Genomic DNA, 25,783 nt, shown 5'->3' on the forward strand with positions numbered 1-25,783 from the left:
TCTGGCCACGCGCCGAGGTTCCAACGGGTCGCGCTGAAATGTTGTTCTGCGCACGTCTTGATCGGGGCAGCGCTCGACCATGCGCTCTCCTACCTCAAGTCGTCGGGATTCCCCGCCGCAATGGCTGAGCCGCCGCCGCGATCGGTGGCTCAGTGGCCCGCGGTTGGCTCGACGCATCACGGCGGTTCGTCCCTGAAAAATATCGCCGCCAGAGTCAGAAAGCGAACGGAAGCTCCGGTGCCGATCCCGCATAGTTCGGCTCAAGCGGGCCCGCGGTGACCCAGCATCAGCAAAGAACATGTTGAAGGAAGCGCTCCAGGTTCGCTTCCGCGGCGTCCAGGCGCCGCGGAAGGTCCGGATTTTCTTTGATTTGGTTTCGCTTGAAAGGATCAGAGCCAGTGAGTGACGTCCATACGAATGAAGTGAGCGACAATCCGAAAGTCGGCGGCTTCAACCTGCCCCTTTTCGCCCTGCCCAAGGCCTTTCAGGGTTTTGCCGAGCAAAATGCGGCGCGCGCTCGGGAGCAGTTCGAGAAGGTCCAGGAGGCCTCCGAGGAAATCTCCGTCTTGCTCAAGGAGGCCTACTCGATCAACGCCAGGGGCTCCGCGGATTACGCGGCCAAGGTGCTCGATATCTCCCAGACCAATACCAGTTCGACGCTCGCCTTCATGACCGAACTCGTCGCCACTCGGTCGCTGTCGGAAGCCATCCGGCTTTCGGCCGACCACGGCCGCAGGAGTTTCGAGGTCACGACCGTGCAGAACAAGGAGCTCTGGGAGATCGCGAAGAAGGTCGCGACCGAGACCGCCGAGCCGATCAGGAAGAGCCTTGCGAAGACGCTGAAGACACCTTCCTGAGGAACCGCCCCCGCTCCCAGCCCCGACTGGGACAAGCGCCTCCAGTGAGAAGGGGCGCAGTCCAGCCGAAGGGGCGCGGGACCAGCAATCCCTGACATTGGAGGAGGCTCAAGGTGGGCGTCATCATGATCAAGTGCCCGCGGACGGGACGCGCTATCAAAACCGGTATGAAATCCGACCGCGAAACGTTCCGCTGCAGCACCGTGTTCTTTTCGCGCACGTATTGCACGGGCTGTCGGACCCATCACGAGTGGTTCGCCAGGGACGCCTGGGTCTACGAACCCGAGGAGGAATTGCGCCAAGCGTCCTGACGTCGCCCTGTGTGACAACCTCCGTCAATGGCTTCGTGGTCGCTCCGCGCCGGCGCTACGCGCGTGTGCTTGAACCTCATCGCCATTGGTCCACGGTCGGGCGTGAGAACGCGGTGGCCCATGCGCCGACGCGCCGCGACCGGACGGTTTCATCCCTTCAGCCGAAACGATGCGGTCGATCCTGCCGCGCATGATCTCGTAGCACTCGCAGGCCGCAACTTCGAGCCGCGGCCTATCGACCTCGATCGAGCTCCGCCGGTTGGACCGGATCGCGCCCGATGCGCGAAGCTTGTGCACCATGTGGGTTACGGTCGTTCGTCGCACGCCCAGCAATTCCGACAGCGTCTCCTGCGTCAACGGGAGCGTGTCGTTGCCGATCTGATCGTGAATCTGCAACAGCCACCGGGCCAGGCGGGCCTCCACCGAATGCAGCGCATTGCACGCCGCGATGTGCTGGAACTGAACCAGCAACGACCGCATATGAAGCTGCACCGCACCGGCAAGCCCGTGGCTCCGCGTGAGCGCGGCATGAAACCGTGCCGGCGAAATCTGCCATGTCACGCCCGCGACGCGAACCACCGCCGTCATCGGCGAGCGTACCGACCTGAGTGTCGACAGGATGCCGGCCGCGCCCTCGTTGCCGACCATCGTCGTCGCAACAGCCTGTCCATTCGGCATGTCCATGACGAACGCGATCAATGCCGTGCAGGGAAAATAGATCTGTTCGACGAGGTCGCCCGACCGCACCAGCACGACGTCGCGTTCGAGCGATACTTTGCGGAGATGAGGCGCCAGCAAATCAAATTCTGCAGGCGGCAATGCCGCCAGAAGGCGATTACCTATGCTCGACCTGCGCTCCATCACGGAAGAACTCCGCAAGACGAAGGCGCGGCTCGCTGCGCAAACCTGCCGTGGCGCCAGGCTGAAATACACAACGAACAGACCGCGCCGGGAAGATAGAATACGCCGTAACGGGAAGAGTTCCAACAGGTTCAGCTCAGCCAGCGACCGCATGTCGCCGTACCAGGGTAGCGCTACAGCGGGGTCTACGCGGAGCAATGGATTGCTTCGTCGCTACGGTCCTCGCAACGACGGCTGCTGCCCGCGAAACCCCGTCGCCAGCACGTAGCGCTCGGAGGAGTCCTGCCGGCTGGCGGACGGCTTGACGTGACGCACGCTGGTGAAATCGCGCTTCAGCTGCCCCACCAGCTCGGCGTCGGCGCCGCTCTGAAACACTTTTGCCAGGAACGTCCCGCCGGGATTGAGCACCTCGCCGGCAAAATGCGCGGCAGTCTCGACCAGACCGATGATGCGCAGCTGATCGGTCTTGCGGTGGCCCGTGGTGTTGGCGGCCATGTCGGACATCACGAAATCGGCGCGGCCGCCCATCATCGCGATCAGTTTCTCGGGCGCGTCATGGTCGAGGAAGTCGAGCTGGGCAAAAGTGACACCGGGGATCTCGCCCATCTCGAGGAGATCGATCGCGACCACCTTGCCCTTGCCCTTGCCCTTGCCGTCGGCGGCAGCGGTGCGCCTGGCCGCGATCTGGCTCCAGCCGCCGGGCGCGGCGCCGAGGTCGACGACGGTCATGCCCGGCTTGAGCAGGCGATATTTGTCGTCGATCTCGAGCAGCTTGAACGCCGCGCGCGAGCGGTAGCCCATCGCCTTGGCCTTGGCGACGTAGGGATCATTAAGCTGGCGCTCGAGCCAGAGTTTTGACGACAGCTTTCGCTTGCCGCCGCTCTTGACCGTGACGTGCAGCCGCCCGGTGGTGTCTTTGGCCATGATCTTTCTTGGATTGGTGTGATTGGGCCTGTTCTAGCACGCCCGCAGCGCGCCGTCCTCGCGCATCATCTCGACCAGCATGCCCTCACGCAGGCCGCGATCGGCGACGCGAAGCCGCGGCAACGGGAACGCGTTGCGGATCGCATCGAGGATCGCGCAGCCGGCGAGCACGAGGTCGGCCCGCTCGACGCTGATGCAGTTGTTGTTGACGCGCGCCTCATAGTTCATGCCGAGCAGCTTCTGGATCGTCGCGGTGACGTCGCCATCGTTCATCCAGATGCCGTCGATGCGGCGGCGATCGTAGCGCGACAGATCGAGGAACACGCCGGCGAGCGTGGTCACGGTGCCCGAGGTGCCGAGCATGTGCATGTCGCGCAGGTCCTTGCCGTGCTCGGCCGCGAACGGCGCGACGTGGCGGGCGACCTCATCGATCATCCGCGCATACATGTCCCTGGTGACGTTCTTGCCGCCGAAATGTTCGGCCAGCGTCACGACGCCGAGCGGGATCGACATCCACGCCTTGATGCGCGGCGGCGCATCGGGCACGCCGGGATCGCGCTCGATCCGCACCAGCTCGGTCGAGCCACCGCCGATGTCGAACAGGATGGCGCCCCGCCCCTTCGGGTCGAGCAGCGGCGAGCAGCCGATCACGGCGAGCGTTGCTTCGGTCTCGCGATCGATCACCTCGAGCTCGATGCCGGTCTCGGCCGCGACGCGCGCGCGAAAGCTTTCGGCATTGCCGGCGGCGCGGCAGGCCTCGGTGGCGATCAGCCGCAGCCGGCGGGCCTTGCGATAGCGGATCTTGTCGCTGCAAATGGCGAGCGCGGCGATCGCCCGCTCGATCGCGGCCTCGCTGATCGAGCCGGTCGCGGCGATGCCCTCGCCGAGCCGGATGATCCGCGAGAAAGAATCGACCACGCGGAACCCGTCGCCGGTGGGACAGGCGATCAACAGCCGGCAATTGTTGGTGCCGAGGTCGAGCGCGGCGTAAACGCCGCTTTCAGCGGTCGCCGCAATCAGCCCTGACGGGGCTTCGCCGGCCGGAGGGCCGTCACAAAGCCGCACATAGTCATTCATCAAAATACTGTCTTTCCGCAGGGCCCCAAGGGCAATCCATGGGCCCGCCGAATAATTGCCCGTTCACGGAAACTTTAGCAGCGCCAAGGCCCTGCGCAAACTCCGTTCACATTGGGTCCATGCCCAATCGGGCGTTGTCGTTAAGGGGAGCGTGCGTTATCTCGTCTGCGCCGCCAAACTCCAGCAAATCCGGGCATTTCAGGTCATTTTCGATGCAAGATCATACGCCGCCCGCCTCCCTCGAAAACGCTATCGCACTGCAAAAATACGGTGTCGGACAGCCTGTTCGACGAAAGGAGGACGACACCCTGGTGCGCGGCAAGGGCAAATACACCGACGATTTCTCCCTTCCCGGCCAGGCTTACTGCTGGATGGTCCGCTCCTCCCATGCCCACGGGATCATCAAGGGGATCGACACGGCGGCCGCCAAGGCGATGCCCGGTGTGCTCGGCGTCTGGACCGGCGCCGACCTCGCGGCCGCAGGTTACAATCCCTTCACCTGCGGCCTGCCGCTGAAGAACCGCGACGGCTCGCCGCTCAGGCAGACCAACCGCCCCGCGCTCGCGACCGACAAGGTGCGCTTCGTCGGCGATCCCGTGGCGTTCGTGGTGGCGGAGACCGCGGCACAGGCCCGCGACGCGGCCGAAGCCGTCGAGCTCGACATCGAACCGCTGCCGGCGGTGACGGACGCAGCCGAAGCAGCCAAGCCGGGCGCGCCGCTGCTCTATGACAACATCCCCGATAACGTCGCGCTCGACTACCATTATGGCGACACCGCCAGGATCGAGGCCGCGTTCGCTGCCGCCGCGCATGTGACCAGGCTCGACATCGTCAACACCCGCGTCGCCGTGGTCTCGATGGAGCCGCGCGTCGCGCTCGCGCATTACGACAAGAAGACCGAACGCTTCACGCTGCAGGTGCCGACCCAGGGGGTCTCCGGCAACAAGGCGATCCTGGCGCGCCTGCTCAATGTGCCCGCCGACAAGGTCCGCATCCTCACCGGCAATGTCGGCGGCTCGTTCGGGATGAAGAACCTCAACTATCCCGAATACACCTGCATCGCGCATGCGGCGCGCGAGCTCGGCCGCCCGGTGAAGTGGCTGGACGAGCGCTCGACCAGCTTCCTGTCCGACAGCCAGGGCCGCGCACAGCTGATCCACGCCGAGCTAGCGCTCGACGCCGACGGCAAGTTCCTGGCGGTGCGGCTCTCCGGCTACGGCAATCTCGGCGCCTACATCACCGGCGTCGCGCCGGGCCCGCTGTCGCTCAACACCGGCAAGAACCTCGCCAGCGTCTACCGCACGCCCCTGCTCGGCGTCGACATCAAGACGGTCGTGACCAACACCACGCTGATGGGCGCCTATCGCGGCGCCGGCCGGCCCGAGGCCAATTACTACATGGAGCGGCTGATCGATGCCGCCGCCGACGAGATGGGCATCAACCGCTTCACGCTGCGCAAGCGAAACTTCATCAAGCCCTCGCAGCTGCCCTTCCCGGCAGCCTCAGGCGTCACCTATGACAGCGGCGATTTCGCCGGCGTGTTCCAGAAGGCGCTGGAAATCTCCGATTACGAGAACTTCGCCAAGCGCAAGAAGGAGAGCAGGAAGAGCGGCAAGCTGCGCGGCATCGCCGTCGGCTCCTATCTCGAGGTCACCGCGCCGCCGAGCGGCGAGCTCGGCAAGATCACCTTCGAGCCCGACGGCTCGGTGAAGCTCACCACCGGCACGCTGGATTACGGCCAGGGCCACGCCACGCCGTTCGCGCAGGTGCTGTCCGACCAGCTCGGCGTGCCCTTCGAGAAGATCTCGCTCGAACAGGGCGACAGCGATCTGGTGCGCTTCGGCAACGGCACCGGCGGCTCGCGCTCGATCACCGCGACCGGACAGGCGATTGTCGAGGCTTCCGCGCTTGTGGTCGAGAAGGGCAAGAAGGCCGCCGCGCACATGCTGGAGGCCTCCGAGGCCGACATCGAGTTCGGCCAGGGCCGCTTCACCATCGCCGGCACCGACCGCTCGATCGGCATCATGGAGCTCGCCGAGCGGATGCGCGAAAGCAAGATGCCGGAGGGCACGCCGGAGACGCTCGACGTCGATCACGCCACCAAGGAGACGGCGTCGACCTTCCCGAACGGCTGTCACGTCGCCGAGGTCGAGATCGATCCCGACACCGGCGTGACGCGGATTGTGCGCTACTCGGCGGTCAACGATTTCGGCACCGTGGTCAATCCGATGATCGTCGCCGGCCAGCTTCATGGCGGCGTGGCGCAGGGCATCGGCCAGGCGCTGATGGAGGAAGTCAGCTACGACGCCTCCGGCCAGCCGATCACCGGCTCATTCATGGACTACGCGCTGCCGCGTGCCGGCGACGTGCCGTCGATGCTGGTCGGCGATCACCCCTCGCCGGCGAAATCCAATCCGCTCGGCACCAAAGGCTGCGGCGAAGCCGGCTGTGCCGGCAGCCTCGTCTGCATCGTCAATGCCGTGGTGGATGCGCTGTCGGAGTACGGCATCAAGCACATCAACATGCCGCTGACGCCCGAACGCGTCTGGCGTGCGATCCAGGACGCCAAGACGAAGGCGGCGTAAGGGCCAGACTTCACCATCACTCACCGCTGTCATCACCCGCGAAAGCGGGTGATCCAGTATTCCAGAGAGAGCAATTGTTGAGCCGAGAAGCCTCGGCGTACTGGATACCCCGCATGCGCGGGGTATGACGCCTGTTGGTGCGGGACGGGCTTTGCCCCTTCCCTACGCCGCGGCCTGCTCGCGCGGCTGGGTGATTGCGATGTGCCAGCAATGCGCGAGCGGCACACCATTGCCGAGCACCAGGGCGTCGAGCTCGACGAAGCGGTGGCCCTTCCTGTCGTAATTGCCGGTCACCTTGGCGCGCGCGGTCAGCTCGTCGCCGATCTTGCCCGCCGACAACAGCTGCATGCGGGTGCCGACATGGATCCACGGCCCGAGGATCGCATTGTCGACCAGCACCTTGTTCATCACCCGCGGCAGCAGGCCGGGATGGCCGAGACCTTCGCGCAAGTAGATCGGGTCGGTCTCGCGGATATCGGCGAGATATTCCCTGGCGGCATCACCGGACCAGTCGCGCGGGATGGTGCCGAGCCACTTGCCCTCTTCATAGGACGACGCGCTGACCGGCTTGCGCTCGGCGACGGCCGCAACCTGCTTGTAATCGTCGAGCACAAATTTCGGCGCTGAAGCCGGCAGCGACGCGGTGCCGGTGGCGCAGAGCTCGCCGCGGCTGGTGAGCTCGATCGTGAGCCCATTGCCGGTCTCCCGGCCGGTCAATTCCGCGATCTCGCCGTCATAGACCGGCTTCACGAAACGCGCCTCGATCAGGCCGCGTTCCAGGAAATCGCGGCCCCACTTCTCGACCGGCAGGTGCATCATGTAGGCTATCACGTCGACGCCGGGGACGAGTCCGCCGGAAAAGCCGAACTTCCGCGCCACCGTGTCGTCGTGGATCTTGTTCTCCGACAGTTTCGAGGTGTTGTAGGCCGAGACGCGGTAGGCCTGCGTGGCGCTTGAAGACATGGGGTTTCCCCTTATTTCCGTTGCTTTTCTGGCGACAATGGTAGTCGAACGAAAAGGCATGGCAAGCCTCTCGTTTTGCTCGCAATTTTCCGCACCATGGAGTACACGCAGGCCGTGCCTGCCAACCTTGGAATCGATGACTGAAACCCCTGCACAGACCCGCATCTATGTCGACGCCGACGCCTGTCCGGTGAAGGACGAAATCTACCGCGTCGCGATCCGGCTCGGCGTGCCCGTCAGCGTGGTCGCGGGCAATTTCATCCGCGTGCCGCAGGATCCCCTGATCGAGCGCATCGCTGCCGGTTCCGGCATGGATGCCGCCGATGACTGGATCGCGGAACGCGCGCATGAGGGCGACATCGTGATAACAGCGGACATTCCGCTGGCGAGCCGCTGCGTCAAGGCCGGCGCCGAGGTGATCGCGCCGAACGGCAAGCCGTTCACCGAACAATCGATCGGCATGACGCTCGCGGTGCGCAATCTGATGACCGATTTGCGGTCGTCGGGTGAGATCACCGGCGGGCCGAAATCATACTCGCCGCGCGACCGCTCGACCTTCCTGGCGACACTCGACCAGACCATCCGCCGCATCCAGCGCCGTCGCGCCGAGCAGGCGCCCGCAAACGGGAATTAGCGCGATGGCCCCACCGCTCATCCAGCTCAAGGACATCAGCCTGACGTTTGGCGGCACGCCGCTGCTCTCCGGCGTCGAGCTGTCGGTCTCCGCGGGCGAACGCGTCTGCCTGATCGGCCGCAACGGCTCCGGCAAATCGACGCTGCTGCGCATCGCGGCCGGCCTGGTCGAACCTGACTCCGGCAGCCGTTTCGTGCAGCCCGGCGCCACCATCCGCTATCTGCCGCAGGAGCCGGATTTCGGCGACCACAAGACGACGCTGGCCTATGTCGAGGCCGGGCTCGGCCCCGGCGACGACCACTACCAGGCGCGTTATCTGCTCGAACAGCTCGGCCTCACCGGCGAGGAAGATCCCGCGCACGTCTCCGGTGGCGAGGCGCGCCGCGCGGCGCTGGCACGGGTGCTGGCGCCTTCGCCCGACATCCTGCTGCTGGACGAGCCGACCAACCATCTCGATTTGCCGACCATCGAATGGCTCGAAGGCGAATTGGAGAGCCGGCGCTGCGCGCTGGTCCTGATCAGCCACGACCGCCGCTTCCTCACCAACCTGTCGCGCACCACCGCCTGGCTCGACCGCGGCCAGATCCGGCAGATCGAGCGCGGCTTCGGCGCCTTCGAGGCGTGGCGCGACGAGGTGCTGGCGGAGGAAGAACGCGAGCAGCACAAGCTCGACCGCAAGATCGTCAACGAAGAGCACTGGCTGCGGTACGGCGTCTCCGGCCGCCGCAAGCGCAACGTCAAGCGGCTCGGCAATCTCTTTGCGCTGCGCGACCAGCGCCGCGACTATCGCGGCGCCACCGGCAATGCCACGCTCGCCGCCGCCGAGGCCGAGAAATCCGGCCGGCTCGTGATCGAAGCCAAGACCGTCACCAAGGCTTATGGCGAGCGCACGATCGTCGATACCTTCTCGACCCGGATCCAGCGCGGCGACCGCGTCGGCATCGTCGGCCCGAACGGCGCCGGCAAGACCACATTGGTGCACCTTCTGATCGGCAACGATCCGCCCGACTCCGGTTCGGTGCGGCTCGGGGCCAATATCGAGATGGCGACGCTCGACCAGCATCGCGAGAGTCTCGATCCGAAGCTGACGCTGGCCGAGGCGCTGACCGGTGGCCGCGGCGATCACGTCATGGTCGGCGACAAGTCGAAGCACGTCATCGGCTACATGAAGGATTTCCTGTTCGCTCAGGAACAGCGCGGCACGCCGCTGGAAGCCCTTTCCGGCGGCGAGCGCGGCCGGCTGATGCTGGCGCGCGCGCTGGCCAAGCCGTCGAACCTCTTGATCCTGGACGAGCCGACCAACGACCTCGATCTCGAAACCCTCGACGTACTCGAGGACATGCTCGGCGATTACGACGGCACCGTGATCCTGATCAGCCACGACCGCGATTTCCTCGACCGCGTGGTGACGTCGGTGATCGTACCCGAAGGCCAGGGCCGCTGGATCGAATATGCCGGCGGCTATTCCGACATGCTGGCGCAGCGCGGCGCCGACGTGAAGCGCGAGACGGTGAAGGCGGACGCCACTATCGAGGAGAGAAAGGAAGCGAAGGCCGCGGCACCCGAAGCAGCGCCCAGGCGCCGGCTGAGCTTCAACGAGAAGCACGCGCTGGAAACATTGCCGAAGACGATCGACAGACTGCACGCCGAGATCGCAAAGCAGCAGAAGCTGCTCGACGATCGCGACCTCTATGCGAAGGATCGCAAGAAATTCGACGCCGCCTCGGCCGCGATCGCCAAGGCGCAGGACGAGCTCGCCACCGCCGAAGACCGCTGGCTCGAGCTCGAAGTGCTCCGCGAAGAGATCGAACAGGCATGAATGCCATGATTCTTGCCGTCATTGCGAGGAGCGGAGCGACGAAGCAATCCATGCATCAGCAGATGCGGACGGATGGATTGCTTCGCTCCGCTCGCAATGACGGAAACTCTGCAATGGAGCCGCCCCGATGACCACGCCCCTCGCCGCCAAGATCGCCAAGGAATACGGCACGCCCTGCGCCGTGATCGACATGGACCGGGTCGAGCGCAACATCGCGCGCATCCAGAAGGCCTGCGACGAGGCCGGCGTCGCCAACCGGCCGCACATCAAGACCCACAAGAATCCGATGCTGGCGCAGCTGCAGATCAAGGCCGGCGCCAGGGGCATCACCTGCCAGAAGCTCGGCGAGGCCGAGATCATGGCCGATAGCGGCATCGACGACATCCTGATCAGCTACAATCTGCTCGGCGACGAGAAGATGGCGCGGCTCGGCGCGCTGCAAGGCAAGGCCAACGTCACCGTCGCGGCCGACAATTCGGTCGTGGTCGGCGATCTGCCGAAGGCAGCAGCCGCGTCCGGCCGCCCGCTCTCGGTCGTCGTCGAATGCGACACCGGGCGCAAGCGCGCCGGCGTCGAAACCCCGGCCGAGGCGATCGCGCTGGCGCGCGAGATCGCAGGCTCCAAGGGCCTGAGCTTCGCCGGCTTCATGCTGTACCCGACCGAGACCGGCTGGGCCGACGCGCAGAAATTCTACGACGAGGCGCTGGCCGGCGTGCGCGCCCACGGCCTCGATGCGACAATCGTCTCGACCGGCGGTACGCCGAACCTCGTCAATCTCGGCAGACTGAAGGGCGGCACCGAGCATCGCTTCGGCACCTACATCTACAACGACCGCATGCAGGTCGCGGCCGGCGTCGCGACCTGGGACGATTGCGCGCTGCATATCTATTCCACCGTGGTCAGCCGCGCCGGCCCCGAGCGCGGCATCCTCGATGCCGGCTCCAAGACGCTGACCTCGGACACCGGCGGCCTCGAAGGCCACGGCCTGATCCTCGAACATCCCGAGGCCAAGATCGCACGCTTCGCCGAGGAGCACGGCTTCCTCGACCTCTCCCGCAGCAACACCCGGCCGAATGTGGGTGACGTCGTGCGGATCGTGCCCAATCATGTCTGCGTCGTCGTCAACATGATGGACGAGGTCGTGATGGTGCGCGGCGACGAGATCATTGGCGTGTTGCCGGTGACGGCGCGCGGCAAGCTGCGGTAGGCGAGTAGCGAGTAGCGAGTAGCGAATAGCTGGTGGAACCATTCGCCATTCCCTATTCGCCATTCGCCGGCTACCCGCGGATCAGCGCCTGCAGCTCGCGGTCGAGCGCATCGCGAAACACCTCGATCGGCCGCGCCAGGCGGCCGGCGGGCGGGCGATGCACGATCCAGGCGCGCACCGCCGGATTGAAATCTGCGATCTTCACCGTCTTGAGCCGGCCGCGGATCGGGCTTCGCTTCAACGCCACCGGCGTGACGAGGCCGATGCCGAGCCCGCGCGCGACCAGCGACAGGCGCAACTCGCTGTCGAGCGCCTCGACCGCGATGGTGAAAGGCAGATGCGCCGCATCGAAATGGCGCTTCAGCGTCTGGCGGAAACCGCAACCGTCCTGGTTGATCACCCATCCGGTCCGCGACAGCCATTCGAGGTCGACGAATTTCGGCGTCTTCATCTCGCGGGCGACGACGAACACCACCGGCTGCGCGCCGAGATCGGAGGCCGCGAGATCGTCGGGCGGCGCGGTGCCGTCGGGCAGGCAGACCGCAGCGGCGTCAAGCTCGTTGCGGCTCACCCGCTCCATATGATTGGGCGACCAGCCCGAGACGACGCGCACCGCAAGCGATGGGAATTCGCCGCGCACCGCATCAAGCGGTCCGGTCAGCCCCGCCTCCGACAAAAACGGCGTCAGGCCGAGCCTGAACTCGCCGCGTACCACGCCGTCATTGGCGACGCCTGACTTGAGGTCGTCGAGCATGCGCAGCACGCGGCGGCCCTGCTCATAGGCCTCGATCCCCGCAGCCGTCGGCTTCAGCGGCTTCGACAGCCGGTCGAGCAGCTGCGCACCCAGCATCTCCTCGAGATTCTGAATCCGCCGCGTCACACCGGGCTGGGTCAGGTTCAGCCGCACCGAGGCCGCGACGATCGATCCGGTCTCGACCACGGCGACGAACGCCACAAGGTCATGGGTATTCATAACAAACTCGCATATTCCTCATCAACTTATTTGAATTGTAGCATATTAGGCCGATCCCCTAAAGGGGTCTCGCCACTCCATCGCGAGGTCCCATGACGATTTCCGAAGCCACCAAGCTCTCCCCGGCGCGCACCGTCTCCGTGCGTCCCCTGATCTGGATCGGCGCCATCACGACCGGCACCGTCGTAACGAACCTATTCGCGCCGCAGATCCTGGTCGGCCTGATGAGCCGATCGCTCGACATGACCGCGCTGCAGGCCGGCCTGATCTCGACGCTGACCCTGCTCGGCTACGCGCTCGGGCTGTTGCTGCTGGTGCCGCTGGTCGACCTCGTCGAGAACAAGCGGCTGATCCTGCGCACACTTGCCTGCGCCATCATCGCGGCGGTCGGCACCGCGATGGCACCGACACCGCTGATCTTGCTCGCGGCCACCTTCATCCTCGGCGCCTCCTGCGCCGCGATCCAGATGGTGGTGCCGCTGGTCGCCTCGATGGTGCCGCCGGAGCGCCGCGGACAAGCGATCGGCGACGTCATGAGCGGCCTGATGATCGGCATCCTGCTGTCGCGGCCGATGGCGAGCCTGATCGCCGACAGCTGGAACTGGCGCGGCTACTATCTCACCTCGGCCGTCCTGATGACCGTGCTCGGTTGCGCGCTGGCGCGCTATCTGCCGACGCTGCAGCCAGCGACGAAGGTCAGCTACGGCGCGCTGCTGCGTTCGTTCCCAAGATTGCTGCGCGAGGAACCGGTGCTGCGCGTGCGCGCCTGGACCGCCGCGCTGGTGATGGCATCGTTCACCGCTTTTTGGGCCGCGGTGGCGCTGCGGCTGCCGGATGCGCCGTTCAAGCTCGATGCCAAGGGGATCGCGCTGTTCGCGCTGATCGGCGTGGCCGGGGCGGCGGCGACCCCGATCGCCGGGCGCTGGGGCGACCGAGGTTTCGCGCGGCCGTTGCTGATCGTCTCGCACCTCCTCATCGTCGGCGCGCTCGCGCTGTGCGCCTGGGCAGGCATAACCGAATCGCGGATCACGGCCCTCGCGCTGCTTGGCGTCGGCGCTGTGCTGCTCGATTTCGGCATCACCACCGACCAGACACTCGGCCGCCGCGCCGTCAATTTGTTGCAGCCCGAGGCGCGCGGCCGGATCAACGGCCTGTTCGTGGCGCTGTTCTTCATCGGCGGCGCGGTCGGCGCGGCCGCGGCGTCCGCGGCGTGGAGCTTTGGCGGCTGGACGGCGGTCTGCGCGGTGGCCGCCACGTTCGGCGTGCTGGGGTTCATGACCGACATCGCGACGAAGACGGGATCGGAATGACCAGGTTTACGCGGCGCGTTGCGCGAGCCAGTTCAACGCGCCCTTCCCCGCGGCGCCCCCCGTCGCAAACGATGCCTGCAACAGATAGCCGCCGGTCGGCGCCTCCCAGTCGAGCATCTCGCCGGCGGCGAAAACACCGGGTAGCCGACGCAGCATGAAGTGCGCGTCGAGCTCGTCGAACCTGATCCCGCCGGCGCTCGAGATCGCGCGCGCGATCGGCGCCACGCCTGATATCGCGATCGGCACGGCATTGATCAGCCCGGCCAATTCGGCCGGCGGCAGCGCGGCCAGCGATCGACCGGAGGCGGCGGCCGCTTCCTGCAACAGCCCGATGCCGACGGGCGAGAGCTGGGCCGCCTTACGCAGGAAGTTGGAGAAGGACTGCTTGCCCTTCGGCACCGACAGGCGGGCGATCAATTCGTCGCGCGCAGCATCGGGCCGCAACGCCACGCCGAGCGTCGCCGTTCCCTTGGCGAGCACCGCCTCGCGCAATTCCGCCGACAGCGCGTAGATCGCGCCGCCCTCGATGCCGCTGCGGGTGACGATCGCCTCACCGCGCACGGTGCGCGGCCCGATCGTGAGGGCGACGCCCTTGAGCGGCTGGCCCTCAAACCGGTCACGAAAGATATTTGACCAAGCGACCGTGAAGCCGGAATTGGCCGGTTTCATCGGCGCCACGGCAATGCCCTTCGCCGCAAGGATCTCCGTCCAGGCCCCGTCCGATCCGAGCCGCGGCCAGCTCGCGCCGCCGAGCGCGAGCACGGCGGCGTCAGCGTTGGCCGCGCGCGGGCCGTCCGGCGTCTCAAACAGCAGTCTGCCGCGCGCGTCCCAACCGATCCAGCGATGCCGGAATGCGAACGCAACGCCCGCGGCATCGAGCCGCCGCAGCCAGGCACGCAAGAGAGGCGATGCCTTGAATGCCTTGGGAAACACCCGGCCGCTGCTGCCGACGAAGGTCGGCTGCCCCAGCGCCTCGCTCCAGGCGCACAAGGCGTCGGGCGGAAACGCCTCGACCGCGGCCTTCAGGTGCGGCATCGCCTCGCGATAGCGCGCAAGGAAATCCGGCAGCGGCTCGCTATGGGTGAGATTGAGCCCGCCGCGTCCGGCCATCAGGAACTTGCGGCCGGCCGACGGCATCGCGTCGTAGACGGTGACGTGCGCCCCGCCCGCCGCAAGCGTTTCCGCCGCCATCAGGCCGGCGGGACCGGCTCCGATGACGGCGACGCTCATGCTCAGAGCTTGATCCCGGCCCGCGCGGCGGCCTGGGCGACGTACTTCTGCGTCTGCTCGAACGCACCCTGCAGCGCCTTCGCGGTCGACATGTCGCTGATGTCCTTGAAGTGCGCGGCGACGCCGTCGGGCGTCCATTCGGATTGCGGCAGGTTGACGCCTTCGGTCTCCAGCACGCGGATCACCGCGAACGAGCCGGCACCTGCGCCCATGATGGTGCGGGTCGGCGCGTCCTCCGAGAGCAGGAATTCGACCGCCGGCGTGATCGCTTCCGGCTTCATCAGCGCTAGCGCCTGCGGCGGCAGCAGCTCCTCGGTCATGCGGGTCGCCGCGGTCGGCGAGATGGTGTTGACCTTGATGTTGTTCTTGCGGCCCTCTTCGGCGAGCACGTTCATCAGGCCGACCATGCCGGCCTTCGCCGCGCCGTAATTGGCCTGGCCGAAATTGCCGAACAGGCCGGACGACGAGGTCGTCAGCACGATGCGGCCGTAGTTGCGCTCGCGCATGCCGGCCCACACCGCCTTGCAGCAATAGAAGGTGCCGGTGAGATGCACGTCGAGCACCTTGGCCCAGTCGGCGAGCTCGAGCTTGGTGAACGACTTGTCCCGCAGGATTCCGGCATTGGCGCAGAGCAGATCGACGCTGCCCCACTCCTTGGTGGCGCGCTCGACCATCGCGGTGACCTGCTCGAAGTTCGAGACGTCGGCGCCGTCGGCCATCGCGGTGCCGCCGGCCTTGCGGATCTCCTCGACCACGGTCTCAGCCGGCGACAGCGAACCGCCGGTGCCGTCGCGCGCGCCGCCGAAATCGTTGACCACGACCTTGGCGCCGCGGCTGGCGAGCCCCAGCGCATGCGCCCGCCCAAGACCATTGCCCGCGCCGGTGACGATAGCGACGCGTCCGTCAAACCTGATTGCCATGCCGTTATTCCTGCTCTGACTTCCTTCTCCCCTTGTGGGAAGATGTAGTTGGGTAAATCGCCATATAGATCAGATACTTGGGATTTGGAAGCCCCTGAAAAGTCCCACCAGCTGGCGAATCGGCTTCCCCACCGCACCGCGCCGGGCCGGCGATCCGCCGTGGTTCTCCGTAGGTGGGTGGCAATTTGACTCGCTATTCGCAGCCACGGGGCGCACACCTCCCAATAAGAACTTGGCTCAACCGAAAGGACGGAGCCATGGCGGACTTCATCTTCGAGGCGAACATCGCCCACTACACAAAGCTTCTGACCACAGAAACCGACGTCGGAAAGATAGCTATGATCCACAAGTTGATGGTGGAGGAGCGCGCCAAGCTAGCCGAGTGGCACGCTAAAAACCCAAGACCAAAAGCGGCAGAGTAAATGCCGCTTCAGTTGTCTTCTGTGATCTTGCCCTTGCCGCCGCAAGTCTTGCACTTGACCGGATAGATTTTGTGGCCCGGCTTTACCGACTGCATCACGGTCGGGAAGCCCATTCCATCGCATCAGGGCAGATACGCTCTTTGATCTTCGTCTGCATATTGAGCCCTTCTGGCCCCTCAGTTGGACCACTAATTGTCAGGCGCGATCACCGGAGGCAGCGGCTGCGTGGGCAGGATATCAGTATCAGTCTGATGCCCTCGCGACAGAGCGAGAGCCAACGCCAAGACGCCTGCGGTCATGATGATCGCCCCACGCATGCGAACACCTTGGACCCTCCGGCCAATACGCACGATTTGACAGAAGTCGAAGACCGCCTCAGTCGGCTTTAGGTTCGAAGCGTAGGCTATTGCTCGCAGGTCGGACCTGTTCTGACTCTAATCAATAGCCGGAAGGCCAAAGTGTACTTGGCTTGAAGTCACTTGCGCGAGCGGGGATGGGTTTTTCCCAGTCCCAATTTCAAATGCGCCAGCAGGGATCGCCAAGAACTTGAATTACTCTTGGCGATCCCGACTTCAGGCGAGAGGGTGGAAACGCTCGCGATTGGCCGCTTTTTTGAGGCAGCGATGGATGGCCGGGTCAAACCCGGCCAAGTCCGTCCAGAACGGCCACCGGGCGCGCTAGACCGAAGGGGTCATCGATCCGCAAGGCTTCAGGCTTTTGAGCAGGTGCCCGCTCCAGCACTCGTGATGCTCCTGGGCGTAGCTCATCGAACCAATCAAAATCAAACCGACCACGACAAGTCCGGCGACGATGTTCTGCACCATGGCTGCCACTCCCGCGACCGCACCGCCTGAAGGGCGTATGATGGACACCAGGGATCAAAGCCGTCAATGGACTACTTGGATTAGGCGGGCTCGCTCCACCTCTCCCGCTTGCGCGAAAGGTGGAGCTACTCAACCATCCCTTAGCTGAAGTAGATCAGACCGAGCCAGTCGGCGACCAGCGCCGGCTTCTCTTCGCCCTCGATCTCGACCGTGACGTTGGTGCGCGACAGCAGTTCCTTCGGCTTGCGCAGCGTGGCTTCCGCCAGCACGAAGCGGCCGCGGACGCGCTTGCCCGAGCGCACCGGCGAGATGAAGCGCAGCTTGTCGAAGCCGTAATTGACCCCCATCGCGGTGCCCTCGAGCACCGGCATCACCTCGTAGGACATGATCGACAGCAGCGACATCGTCAGGAAGCCATGGGCGATCGTGGTGCCGAAGGCGGTCTCCTTCTTGGCGCGCTCGGGATCGACGTGGATGAACTGGTGATCCTCAATCACGTCGGCATAGGTGTCGATGCGGCCCTGATCCAGCAGATGCCATGAGGACACGCCGATCTCCTTGCCGACCATGCCCTGGTAGGTCTCCAGCGACACCGGCGGCTTCTTCCAGACTTCGTTCATTGGCTAACCTCCGCTAACCGGAGGTCCGCACCTTCTGCAGCTCCGGAAATTCTTCCTCGCGGAACTCGGCTCCGCGCAACGCATCGTTGCGATTATCGTCATGTTCGAGCCGGCGCAACTGCACCCGGCGGATTTTTCCGGAGATCGTCTTCGGCAGTTCGGTGACCAGCTCGATCTTGCGGATGCGCTTTGAACGGCGCTAGGCGGGCATGCAGGTGCTGGAAGATCGACAGCGCCGTCTCCGGGGTGCGCTCGACACCGGACACCAGCAGCACATAGGCCTTGGGAATCGCGAGCCGGATCGGGTCCGGGCTCGGCACCACGGCGGCTTCCGCCACCGCATCATGCTCCAGCAGCACGCTCTCCAGTTCGAACGGCGAGATGCGGTAGTCGGAGGACTTGAACACGTCGTCGGTACGGCCGACGAAGGTGAGATAGCCCTCGTCATCGGTGAACACGACGTCGCCGCTGCGATAGATTGCGCCGTCGGTGCCGATCAGCTTGCCGTCGTCGCCCTGATAGCCTTGCATCAGGCCCGCCGGCCGTTCAGTGCCGAGCAACAGCGTCACCTCGCCCTCCTTCGCGGCATGGCCGTCATTGTCGGTGACCTGGACACGATAGCCCGGCAATGGCCGGCCCATCGAGCCGACCTTCACCTTCTGCCCTGGCGAGTTGCCGGCCAGCGCCGTGGTCTCGGTCTGGCCATAGCCGTCGCGAATGGTCAGGCCCCAGGCCGATTTGACCTGGTCGATGATCTCGGGGTTGAGCGGTTCGCCGGCGCCGCACACTTCACGCAGGCTCACCTTGAAGTCCGACAGTTGCTCCTGAATGAACATCCGCCACACCGTCGGCGGCGCGCACAGCGTGGTAACGCCGCAACGGCCGATGATCGAGAGCAGCCCTTTCGCCTCGAAGCGCGGCTGGTTGGCGATGAAGATCGTCGCACCGGCATTCCACGGCGCGAAGAAGCAGCTCCAGGCGTGCTTGGCCCAGCCGGGCGAGGAAATGTTGAGATGAATGTCGCCGGGCTGCAAGCCGATCCAGTACATCGTCGAGAGATGGCCGACCGGATAGCTGCGCTGGCTGTGCCGCACCAGCTTTGGCTTTGCCGTGGTGCCCGAGGTGAAATACAGCAGCATCGGATCGTCGGCCTGGGTCGGGCCATCAGGCGCGAAGGCATCCGATGCCTTGGCGGCATCCTCGAACGGCAGCCAGCCCTCATGCAGCTGCGTCGCGCCGACCACGATGCGCACCAGTCTGTCGCCGCCGAGGCCTGCGAACTTCGCGACCTGATCCTGTGTCGCAACCACCGCCTTCGCCTTGCCGCGATCCAGCCGGTCGCGCAATTCATCCGCGGTCAACAGCGTGGTCGCGGGGATCACGACGACGCCGAGCTTCATCGCCGCCAGCATGGTCTCCCACAGCGGCACCACATTGCCGAGCAGCAGCAACAGATGATCGCCGCGCTGCAGCCCCTGCGCGCGCAGGAAGTTTGCGACCTGGTTGGAGCGGCGCGACAGCTCGGCGAACGACAGCTTGGTCTCGTTGCCGCTGGCGGCATCGACGATCCACAGCGCCGGCCGGTCGCGGCTGTCGGCATTGCGCGCGAGCTCAGCGTCGAACCAGTCGAGCGCCCAGTTGAACGGCATGGGATCCGGCCAGCGAAACCCCTTCACCGCGGCGTCGTAGTCGGTGCGGTGCTTGAGCAGAAAGGCGCGTGCGTCCTGAAATGTGGTCATCCGGCTTCACCACGTTTTCTGGCGTCATCCCCGCGCAACGCTTCGCGTTGTCGCTGGAGGAGCCGCGGAGCGGCGTCTCGAAAGATGACGCAACCAACATTATTTCCCAGCGAGGCTCCGAACGTGCTGGATAATTCCGGAAAAGTCGACCCCGCCATGACCCGACGCGTCGAAGGTCTTATAGAGCTCCTGCGCATGCTTGCCGAGCGGCGTCACCGCGCCGGCGGCGTTGGCGGCGTCCTGTGCCAGCGTCAGGTCCTTCACCATCAGGTTGGAGGCGAAACCCGGCTTGTAGTCGTTGTTGGCCGGCGAAGTCGGCACCGGACCGGGAACCGGGCAATAGGTGGTGAGCGACCAGCACTGCCCCGACGAGGTCGAGGCGACGTCGAACAGCGCCTGGTGCGACAGACCGAGCTTCTCGGCCAACACGAAGGCCTCGCCGACCGCGATCATCGAAATGCCTAATATCATGTTGTTGCAGATCTTGGCCGCCTGCCCTGCGCCGCCGCCGCCGCAATGCACGATCTTCTTTCCCATGTTGGCCAGCATCGGTTGCGCCGCCGCGAATGCCTTCGCCTCACCGCCACACATGAAGGTCAGCGTCGCGCCCTTGGCGCCGCCGGTGCCGCCGGAAACCGGCGCATCGACCGAGGCGATGCCGTACTTGGCGGCCAGCGCATGCGCCTGCTTGGCGCTTTCGACGTCGATAGTCGAGCAATCGATGATCAGCATGCCCTTGGCCATCGCCGGAAGCACCTCGTTCCAGACGCCGAGCACATGCTTGCCCGCCGGCAGCATCGTGATGACGACATCGGCGCCCTTCACCGCACCGACGCCGCTCTCGGCGATCGCGGCACCGTCGCTCCTGGCCTGATCGCGGGAGGCCGCGACCAGATCGAACGCGGTTACCTTGTGGCCGGCCTTGACCAGATTGGCCGCCATCGGCCCGCCCATATTGCCGAGCCCGATGAATGCGACGTTTGCCATGGGAAGTCCTCCGCTTGCGACGTTTCTATTTGCTGTCAGGAAATTTCAGTTCGTCGGCACCGATCTCGGCGAAGTAAGGCGCCAGCATCTCCGGCGTCACGTCCTCGATCCGCGCGGGCTGCCATTTTGGATTGCGGTCCTTGTCGATCACGGCGGCGCGCACGCCCTCGCGGAAATCGTCGCTGGCAAAAACCTCAAGCGCCGCGCGATATTCGCGCACCAGGCACTCCTCGAGCGTCTCGGTGGCGCGCGCCAATCGCAACAGTTTCAGTGTCACCGCCATGCCGCGTGGGGACTTCTCGCCGAGCGTTTTCAGCGTGGCCTGCGCGAGGTCGGAGCCATCCGCTTCCAGCGCGTCAACGATGTCCTCCATCCGTCCGCGCGCGAACCAGCTGTCGATTTTGGTCTGTAGCGCGGCGACGGGACCGGATTTCTCGCCGGTGGCAAAGCCCGCAATCAGCCGGTCGATTTCGGTGGACGTCGTGCCCGGCGCAACGTTGGTCAGCGCCTCGCGCAGCGCCGGAAGCTTGGCGCTCGGCACCACAGCGTCGGCGAACCTGGCATAGATCGCATCGGGTCCGTTCATCGTGGTGCCGGTGAGGCCAAAATAGGTGCCGACCTCGCCCGGCGAACGCGACAGCAGATAGGTGCCGCCGACATCAGGGAAGAAGCCGAGCCCGACTTCGGGCATCGCAAGCTTGGTTCGCTCGGTCACCACGCGGTGCCGGCTGTGCGCCGACAGGCCGACGCCGCCGCCCATCACGATGCCGTCCATGAAGGCGACATAGGGCTTCGGGAATTGCTTGATACGCGCATTGAGGATGTACTCGTCGCGCCACAGGATCTTGCCGAGGTCGCCCTTGACCTTCGAGCTTTCCCAGAGCGCGCGGATATCGCCGCCGGCGCACAGGCCGCGCTCGCCGGCCCCTTCCAGCACGATGACCGCGACATCGGGATCGGCTTCGAACGCGTCGAGCGCCCTGTCGATGTCGTGGAACATCTCCAGCGTCACGGCATTGATCGCCTTCGGCCGGTTCAGCCGGATGATGCCGGCCGCCCCTTCCCTGCGGGCAATCAGGTCGCCTTCGGCAACAGCCGCATCATTCATCGTGCGCCCTCGATCAATTTGCGCGACACGATCAGCCGCATGATTTCATTGGTGCCTTCGAGGATCTGATGCACGCGCAGATCGCGCACGATCTTCTCGACGCCGTATTCGCTGAGATAGCCGTAACCGCCATGCAGTTGCAGCGCCTGGTTGGCGACCTCGAAACCGACATCGGTGCCGAACCGTTTCGCCATCGCGCACAGCATGGAGGCGTCGGGATCCTTGCGGTCGAGCGCGGCCGCTGCGCGCCACAGGAAGGTGCGTGCGGCTTCCAGTTCGGTTGCCATGTCGGCGATCTTGAACTGCAGCGCCTGGAATTCGTCGAGCCGCTTTCCAAAGGCCTTGCGGTCCTTCATGTAGGCCAGCGCCTTGTCGAGCGCCGTCTGCGCGCCGCCAAGCGAGCATGCCGCGATGTTGAGACGGCCGCCGTCGAGGCCGGCCATCGCGATCTTGAAGCCGATGCCCTCCTCGCCCAGCCGGTTCGCGACCGGCACGCGCGCATTCTCGAACACCACGGCGCGGGTCGGCTGTGCGTTCCAGCCCATCTTGCGCTCATTGGCGCCGAACGACACGCCCGGCGTCTTGCCGTCGATGACGAGCGTCGAGACGCCGCCGGGGCCATCGCCGCCGGTCCGCACCATCGCCACCAGGAGGTCGGTGCTGCCGGCACCGGAGATGAACTGCTTCTGGCCGTTGAGCATGTAATGGTCGCCGTCACGCACCGCGCGGGTGCGCAGCGCAGCGGCATCGGAGCCGGCACCCGGCTCGGTCAGGCAGTAGCTCGCGAGCAGCTCCATGGTGCAGAGCTTCGGCAGCCATCTGTGGCGCTGGGTGTCGTTGCCGTAGGCATCGATCATCCAGGACGCCATGTTGTGAATCGAGATGAAGGCGCACGTGGTCGGACAGCCCGTCGCCAAGGCCTCGAAGATCAGCGCGGCGTCGAAGCGCGTCATCGCCGAGCCGCCGACATCGTCGTTGATGTAGATGCCGCCGATGCCGAGGCCTGCTGCCTCGCGCATCACGTCCACCGGAAAGTGCTTCTTCTCGTCCCATTCGAGCGCGCGCGGCGCGATCTTTTCCGCCGCGAACGCCCGCGCCATGTCGCGAACCGCGATCTGGTCCTCGTTGAGAGCGAACTGCATCATTGCCTCGCCCCGAACGGATTTACTTCATCGTCGGGATCGAGAACTCCGCGCCGTCCTTGACGCCGGACGGCCAACGCGAGGTCACCGTCTTCGTCTTGGTATAGAAGCGAACCGAGTCCGGACCGTGCTGGTTGAGATCCCCGAAGCCGGACTTCTTCCAGCCGCCGAAGGTATAATAGGCGATCGGCACCGGGATCGGCACGTTGACGCCGACCATGCCGACATTGACCTTGGCCGCGAAGTCGCGCGCCGCGTCGCCGTCACGGGTGAAGATCGCGACGCCGTTGCCGTAGTCGTGGTCGGACGGCAGCGCCAGCGCCTCGTGATAGTCCTTGGCGCGCACCACCGAGAGCACCGGGCCGAAGATTTCTTCCTTGTAGATCCGCATGTCCTTGGTGACGTTGTCGAACAGCGAACCGCCGAGATAGAAGCCGTTCTCGTAGCCCTGCATCTTGAAGCCGCGGCCGTCGACGGCGAGCGTGGCGCCTTCCTTGACGCCGATGTCGATGTAGCTCTTCACCTTCTCGACCGCCTCGCGGGTCACCAGCGGGCCGTAGTCGGCCGACGGATCGACCGAGGTGCCGATCTTGAGCGACTCGACGCGCGGGATCAGCTTTTCCATCAGCCGGTCGGCCGTGGTCTTGCCGACGGGCACGGCAACCGACACCGCCATGCAGCGCTCGCCGGCCGAACCGTAGCCGGCGCCGATCAGCGCGTCGACCGCCTGGTCCATGTCGGCGTCCGGCATGATGATGGCGTGGTTCTTGGCGCCGCCGAAGCACTGGCAGCGCTTGCCGGTCTGCGCGGCGCGTTCATAAATATACTGTGCAATGGGCGTCGAGCCGACGAAGCCGATCGCCTTGATATCGGGATCGTCGAGGATGGCGTCGACGGCTTCCTTGTCCCCGTTGACGACGTTGAGGATGCCGGCCGGCAGGCCCGCTTCGATCATCAGTTCGGCGAGCTTCATCGGCACGCCCGGATCCCGCTCCGACGGCTTGAGGATGAAGGCGTTGCCGCAGGCGATCGCGGGCGCGAATTTCCACATCGGGATCATCGCCGGGAAGTTGAACGGGGTGATGCCGGCGACGACGCCGAGCGGCTGGCGCATCGAATAGATGTCGATGCCGGGGCCGGCGCCCTCGGTGTACTCGCCCTTCATGAGATGCGGGATGCCGCAGGCGAACTCGGCGACTTCGAGGCCGCGCTGGATGTCGCCCTTGGCGTCGGGAACCGTCTTGCCGTGCTCACGCGCCAGCAACTCGGCGAGCTTGTCATAGTCGCGCTGCACCAGCTCGACGAATTTCATCATCACGCGCGCACGGCGCTGCGGGTTGGTGGCGGCCCATTCGCCCTGCGCGGCGCGGGCGTTTTCCACCGCGGCGCGAACTTCAGCCTTGGAGGCCAGCGCCACCTTGGCCTGGACGTCGCCGGTCATCGGCTCGAAGACGTCGGCCGTACGGCCCGAGGTGCCCTTGACCTCCTTGCCACCGATGAAATGTCCGATCGAGCGCATGAATATCCTCCCTTGGAGACGTGAATCGCCGCTCCTCGCGGCGAGATCGCTTTACAAACCCTAATGACCCTGCATTTTATAGGATTCAAGTCCGATAAATTGCACCATAGATGTGCGGAAATGCAGGATCAAGGCGGCGACACGATCGACTGGGACGACTTCCGTTTCGTGCTGTCCATCGTGCGCGGCGGGTCGGTTTCGGCTGCCGCCAAGCAGCTCGGCGTCGATCATGCCACAGTGATCCGGCGTGTCGACCGGCTGGAGCGCCACCTCTCCGCAAAACTGTTTGATCGCCGCAAGACCGGTTACCTGCTCACCGAGGCTGGCCAGCGCGTCGCCGACAGCGCCGAGGCGATGGAATCGACCATCGTCGCCAACCAGGAGGCGGTCGGCGGCTCGCGCGCGCATCTCACCGGCACGGTGCGGATCGGCGCGCCCGACGGCTTCGGCAGTCACTTTTTGGCCTCGCGGCTGGTCAAGTTCACGGAGCGGTATCCCGATCTAGATTTGCAGCTCGTCGCCACCGCGCGGCTGTTCTCGCTCTCCAAACGCGAGGCCGACATCGCGATCAGCCTGACCATGCCGAAAGAGGGCCGCATCGTCGGCCGCAAGCTGCTCGACTACACGCTCGGGCTTTACGCCGCACCCGGCTATCTCGCGCAGGCACCGAAGATCGTTGCGCGCGGCGACCTGCCGCAGCACCGCTTCGTCGGCTATATCGAGGAGCTCTTGTTCACGCCGGAACTGGACTATCTGCCGCAGGTCTCGCCGAAGATTTCCGCGAAATTCCGCAGCGCCAACCTGATCGCGCAGCTCAACGCCACCATCGCCGGCTTCGGCATCGCCGTGCTGCCGCACTTCATGGCGACCGCCCACTCCGAATTGCAGCCGGTGCTGCGCGACGAGGTGCGGATCTCGCGCACCTTCTGGCTCCTGATGCACGCCGACAGCAAGGACCTCGCCCGCATCCGCGCCGTGGCGGATTACATCTATGAGACGGTGGAAGCCGAGCGCGCGCTGTTTGCCGGGCCGACCTGACTGGCGCTGGCCCTCGAGCTCAGTTTGAGAAACGCCTTGGCGGTGTGGCGCTTCATCCTTAAACCGCATTTTAGACGGATCCTGAGTAGGGAGTAACACTGTGCCCGACCCGGAAAGTCTTCCAATCGATCAGATTTACGTGCCCGTTAAGAAACGGAAAACGCTCAGGCCTGAGCTCGTTCAAGAAATTGCAGCGAGTATTCTGGAAGTTGGGCAACAAGTCCCCATTCTCGTTCGGCCTGATGAGGGCCGCCTGGTTTTGCTCGATGGGTTACATCGGCTCGAGGCCTGCAAGGCGCTTGGCGAGACAACCATCATCGGAGTCTGGGGTTCAGCAGAGACTGCTCACCACAAGACGCTGTTGTCCGACGGAGCTGAGGCAGAGGCAGAGCGGGACAAAATGGCGCGATTGAAGAAGCTGCGCCTCGAGAGAGAAGCTGCCGAGAGATCGTCGGCTTCCGCAGACGCGATCGTGGAAACTGAATCAGCCAAGCTTCGGTCGGCGCGCTCCGGAACGAGTATCGGACGAGGGTCGTCGGGCGATCCACGATCAAAAACGAGGACGCTGTCGGAATGGCTCACACAACAAAAGCGCGATGGCGGTCGTTATTGATTATTGATTCGGCCGTCAAGGTCGGAGGGAGCATGCGAAGGGCCATCACTCCGGAAGCCTCGCAGGGCTGAGGCCTTCCAAAGGGTGCCTCATGCCTTCG

General features: G+C 65.2%; 22 protein-coding genes and 1 pseudogene. 9 read left to right on the forward strand and 14 right to left on the reverse strand.

What is annotated here, in order from left to right; all coding sequences use genetic code 11:
• The first annotated feature begins 398 nt into the window (after positions 1-398).
• Positions 399-857, forward strand: coding sequence for a phasin family protein (locus HAP47_RS25175; protein WP_231168363.1), 459 nt, complete (start codon positions 399-401; stop codon positions 855-857).
• A 335-nt stretch (positions 858-1,192) separates the two neighbouring features.
• Here HAP47_RS25175 and HAP47_RS25185 read toward each other — a convergent pair whose 3' ends face one another.
• From HAP47_RS25185 to HAP47_RS25195, 3 genes are read right to left on the reverse strand one after another with little or no spacing between them, the layout of a single operon-like run.
• Complete coding sequence (locus tag HAP47_RS25185) at positions 1,193-2,182, reverse strand: Crp/Fnr family transcriptional regulator (protein WP_231168365.1); 990 nt, start codon at positions 2,180-2,182, stop codon at positions 1,193-1,195.
• A gap of 60 nt (positions 2,183-2,242) precedes the next feature.
• The gene (locus tag HAP47_RS25190; RefSeq protein ID WP_173642296.1) at positions 2,243-2,953 is read right to left on the reverse strand and encodes an RlmE family RNA methyltransferase; all 711 of its coding nucleotides are present in this window, start codon (positions 2,951-2,953) and stop codon (positions 2,243-2,245) included.
• A gap of 33 nt (positions 2,954-2,986) precedes the next feature.
• Entirely contained in the window at positions 2,987-4,030 is a 1,044-nt protein-coding gene (locus HAP47_RS25195) for a Ppx/GppA phosphatase family protein (RefSeq protein ID WP_173642295.1), read from the reverse strand.
• Positions 4,031-4,242: 212 nt separating this feature from the next.
• Here HAP47_RS25195 and HAP47_RS25200 point away from each other — a divergent pair, with 212 nt between their 5' ends.
• Positions 4,243-6,615, forward strand: coding sequence for a xanthine dehydrogenase family protein molybdopterin-binding subunit (locus tag HAP47_RS25200; RefSeq protein ID WP_173642294.1), 2,373 nt, complete (start codon positions 4,243-4,245; stop codon positions 6,613-6,615).
• A 162-nt stretch (positions 6,616-6,777) separates the two neighbouring features.
• Here the strand turns inward: HAP47_RS25200 and HAP47_RS25205 are convergent, their stop codons facing one another.
• Complete coding sequence (locus HAP47_RS25205; RefSeq protein WP_173642293.1) at positions 6,778-7,578, reverse strand: hypothetical protein; 801 nt, start codon at positions 7,576-7,578, stop codon at positions 6,778-6,780.
• A gap of 136 nt (positions 7,579-7,714) precedes the next feature.
• On the opposite strand from HAP47_RS25205, the gene HAP47_RS25210 reads away from it, so the two are divergent.
• The 3 genes from HAP47_RS25210 (at position 7,715) to HAP47_RS25220 (ending at position 11,238) form a co-directional block, all read left to right on the forward strand.
• On the forward strand, positions 7,715-8,212 hold the full coding sequence (locus tag HAP47_RS25210) for a YaiI/YqxD family protein (RefSeq protein WP_173642292.1): 498 nt from the start codon (positions 7,715-7,717) through the stop codon (positions 8,210-8,212).
• 4 nt (positions 8,213-8,216) lie between these two features.
• Entirely contained in the window at positions 8,217-10,031 is a 1,815-nt protein-coding gene (locus tag HAP47_RS25215; RefSeq protein ID WP_173642291.1) for an ABC-F family ATP-binding cassette domain-containing protein, read from the forward strand.
• 127 nt (positions 10,032-10,158) lie between these two features.
• Complete coding sequence (locus tag HAP47_RS25220) at positions 10,159-11,238, forward strand: D-TA family PLP-dependent enzyme (protein WP_173642290.1); 1,080 nt, start codon at positions 10,159-10,161, stop codon at positions 11,236-11,238.
• A 70-nt stretch (positions 11,239-11,308) separates the two neighbouring features.
• Here HAP47_RS25220 and HAP47_RS25225 read toward each other — a convergent pair whose 3' ends face one another.
• Positions 11,309-12,211: a LysR family transcriptional regulator gene (locus HAP47_RS25225; protein ID WP_173642289.1), complete on the reverse strand. Its 903-nt coding sequence runs from the start codon at positions 12,209-12,211 to the stop codon at positions 11,309-11,311.
• A gap of 92 nt (positions 12,212-12,303) precedes the next feature.
• On the opposite strand from HAP47_RS25225, the gene HAP47_RS25230 reads away from it, so the two are divergent.
• Entirely contained in the window at positions 12,304-13,521 is a 1,218-nt protein-coding gene (locus HAP47_RS25230; RefSeq protein ID WP_173642288.1) for an MFS transporter, read from the forward strand.
• 6 nt (positions 13,522-13,527) lie between these two features.
• Here the strand turns inward: HAP47_RS25230 and HAP47_RS25235 are convergent, their stop codons facing one another.
• Together HAP47_RS25235 and HAP47_RS25240 are read right to left on the reverse strand one after the other, a co-directional pair.
• Complete coding sequence (locus HAP47_RS25235) at positions 13,528-14,751, reverse strand: TIGR03862 family flavoprotein (RefSeq protein ID WP_173642287.1); 1,224 nt, start codon at positions 14,749-14,751, stop codon at positions 13,528-13,530.
• Positions 14,752-14,753: 2 nt separating this feature from the next.
• Positions 14,754-15,671 carry an SDR family NAD(P)-dependent oxidoreductase gene (locus tag HAP47_RS25240; RefSeq protein WP_173642286.1) on the reverse strand — a complete coding sequence of 306 codons (918 nt, stop codon included), beginning with the start codon at positions 15,669-15,671 and terminating at the stop codon, positions 14,754-14,756.
• Positions 15,672-15,928: 257 nt separating this feature from the next.
• Between HAP47_RS25240 and HAP47_RS25245 the strand changes: the two genes are divergently transcribed.
• On the forward strand, positions 15,929-16,093 hold the full coding sequence (locus tag HAP47_RS25245; RefSeq protein ID WP_173642285.1) for a hypothetical protein: 165 nt from the start codon (positions 15,929-15,931) through the stop codon (positions 16,091-16,093).
• A gap of 677 nt (positions 16,094-16,770) precedes the next feature.
• Here HAP47_RS25245 and HAP47_RS25250 read toward each other — a convergent pair.
• From HAP47_RS25250 to HAP47_RS25280, 7 genes and pseudogenes are all read right to left on the reverse strand, one after another.
• On the reverse strand, positions 16,771-16,917 hold the full coding sequence (locus tag HAP47_RS25250) for a hypothetical protein (protein WP_198964594.1): 147 nt from the start codon (positions 16,915-16,917) through the stop codon (positions 16,771-16,773).
• 140 nt (positions 16,918-17,057) lie between these two features.
• Positions 17,058-17,537: a MaoC family dehydratase gene (locus tag HAP47_RS25255; RefSeq protein WP_163162560.1), complete on the reverse strand. Its 480-nt coding sequence runs from the start codon at positions 17,535-17,537 to the stop codon at positions 17,058-17,060.
• Positions 17,538-17,550: 13 nt separating this feature from the next.
• Positions 17,551-19,276 (reverse strand): annotated as a pseudogene (locus HAP47_RS25260) (AMP-binding protein).
• Between the two features lie 99 nt (positions 19,277-19,375).
• Positions 19,376-20,263 carry a 3-hydroxyisobutyrate dehydrogenase gene (gene mmsB, locus HAP47_RS25265; protein WP_173642284.1) on the reverse strand — a complete coding sequence of 296 codons (888 nt, stop codon included), beginning with the start codon at positions 20,261-20,263 and terminating at the stop codon, positions 19,376-19,378.
• A gap of 25 nt (positions 20,264-20,288) precedes the next feature.
• A complete protein-coding gene (locus HAP47_RS25270) occupies positions 20,289-21,371 on the reverse strand; it encodes an enoyl-CoA hydratase/isomerase family protein (RefSeq protein WP_173642283.1) in 1,083 nt (360 codons plus the stop codon).
• Positions 21,368-22,513: an isobutyryl-CoA dehydrogenase gene (locus tag HAP47_RS25275; RefSeq protein WP_173642282.1), complete on the reverse strand. Its 1,146-nt coding sequence runs from the start codon at positions 22,511-22,513 to the stop codon at positions 21,368-21,370. The genes HAP47_RS25270 and HAP47_RS25275 overlap by 4 nt, the downstream gene beginning before the upstream one ends.
• Positions 22,514-22,535: 22 nt before the next feature.
• The gene (locus HAP47_RS25280; RefSeq protein ID WP_173642281.1) at positions 22,536-24,032 is read right to left on the reverse strand and encodes a CoA-acylating methylmalonate-semialdehyde dehydrogenase; all 1,497 of its coding nucleotides are present in this window, start codon (positions 24,030-24,032) and stop codon (positions 22,536-22,538) included.
• A 120-nt stretch (positions 24,033-24,152) separates the two neighbouring features.
• Between HAP47_RS25280 and HAP47_RS25285 the strand changes: the two genes are divergently transcribed.
• Positions 24,153-25,070 carry a LysR family transcriptional regulator gene (locus HAP47_RS25285; protein WP_173642280.1) on the forward strand — a complete coding sequence of 306 codons (918 nt, stop codon included), beginning with the start codon at positions 24,153-24,155 and terminating at the stop codon, positions 25,068-25,070.
• A gap of 100 nt (positions 25,071-25,170) precedes the next feature.
• Positions 25,171-25,683, forward strand: a complete 513-nt coding sequence (locus HAP47_RS25290; RefSeq protein WP_173642279.1) for a ParB N-terminal domain-containing protein — start codon at positions 25,171-25,173, stop codon at positions 25,681-25,683.
• The last annotated feature ends 100 nt before the right edge of the window (positions 25,684-25,783 follow it).

It is taken from the genome of Bradyrhizobium sp. 41S5 (assembly GCF_011516665.3).
GTDB classification, from domain to species: domain Bacteria; phylum Pseudomonadota; class Alphaproteobacteria; order Rhizobiales; family Xanthobacteraceae; genus Bradyrhizobium; species Bradyrhizobium quebecense.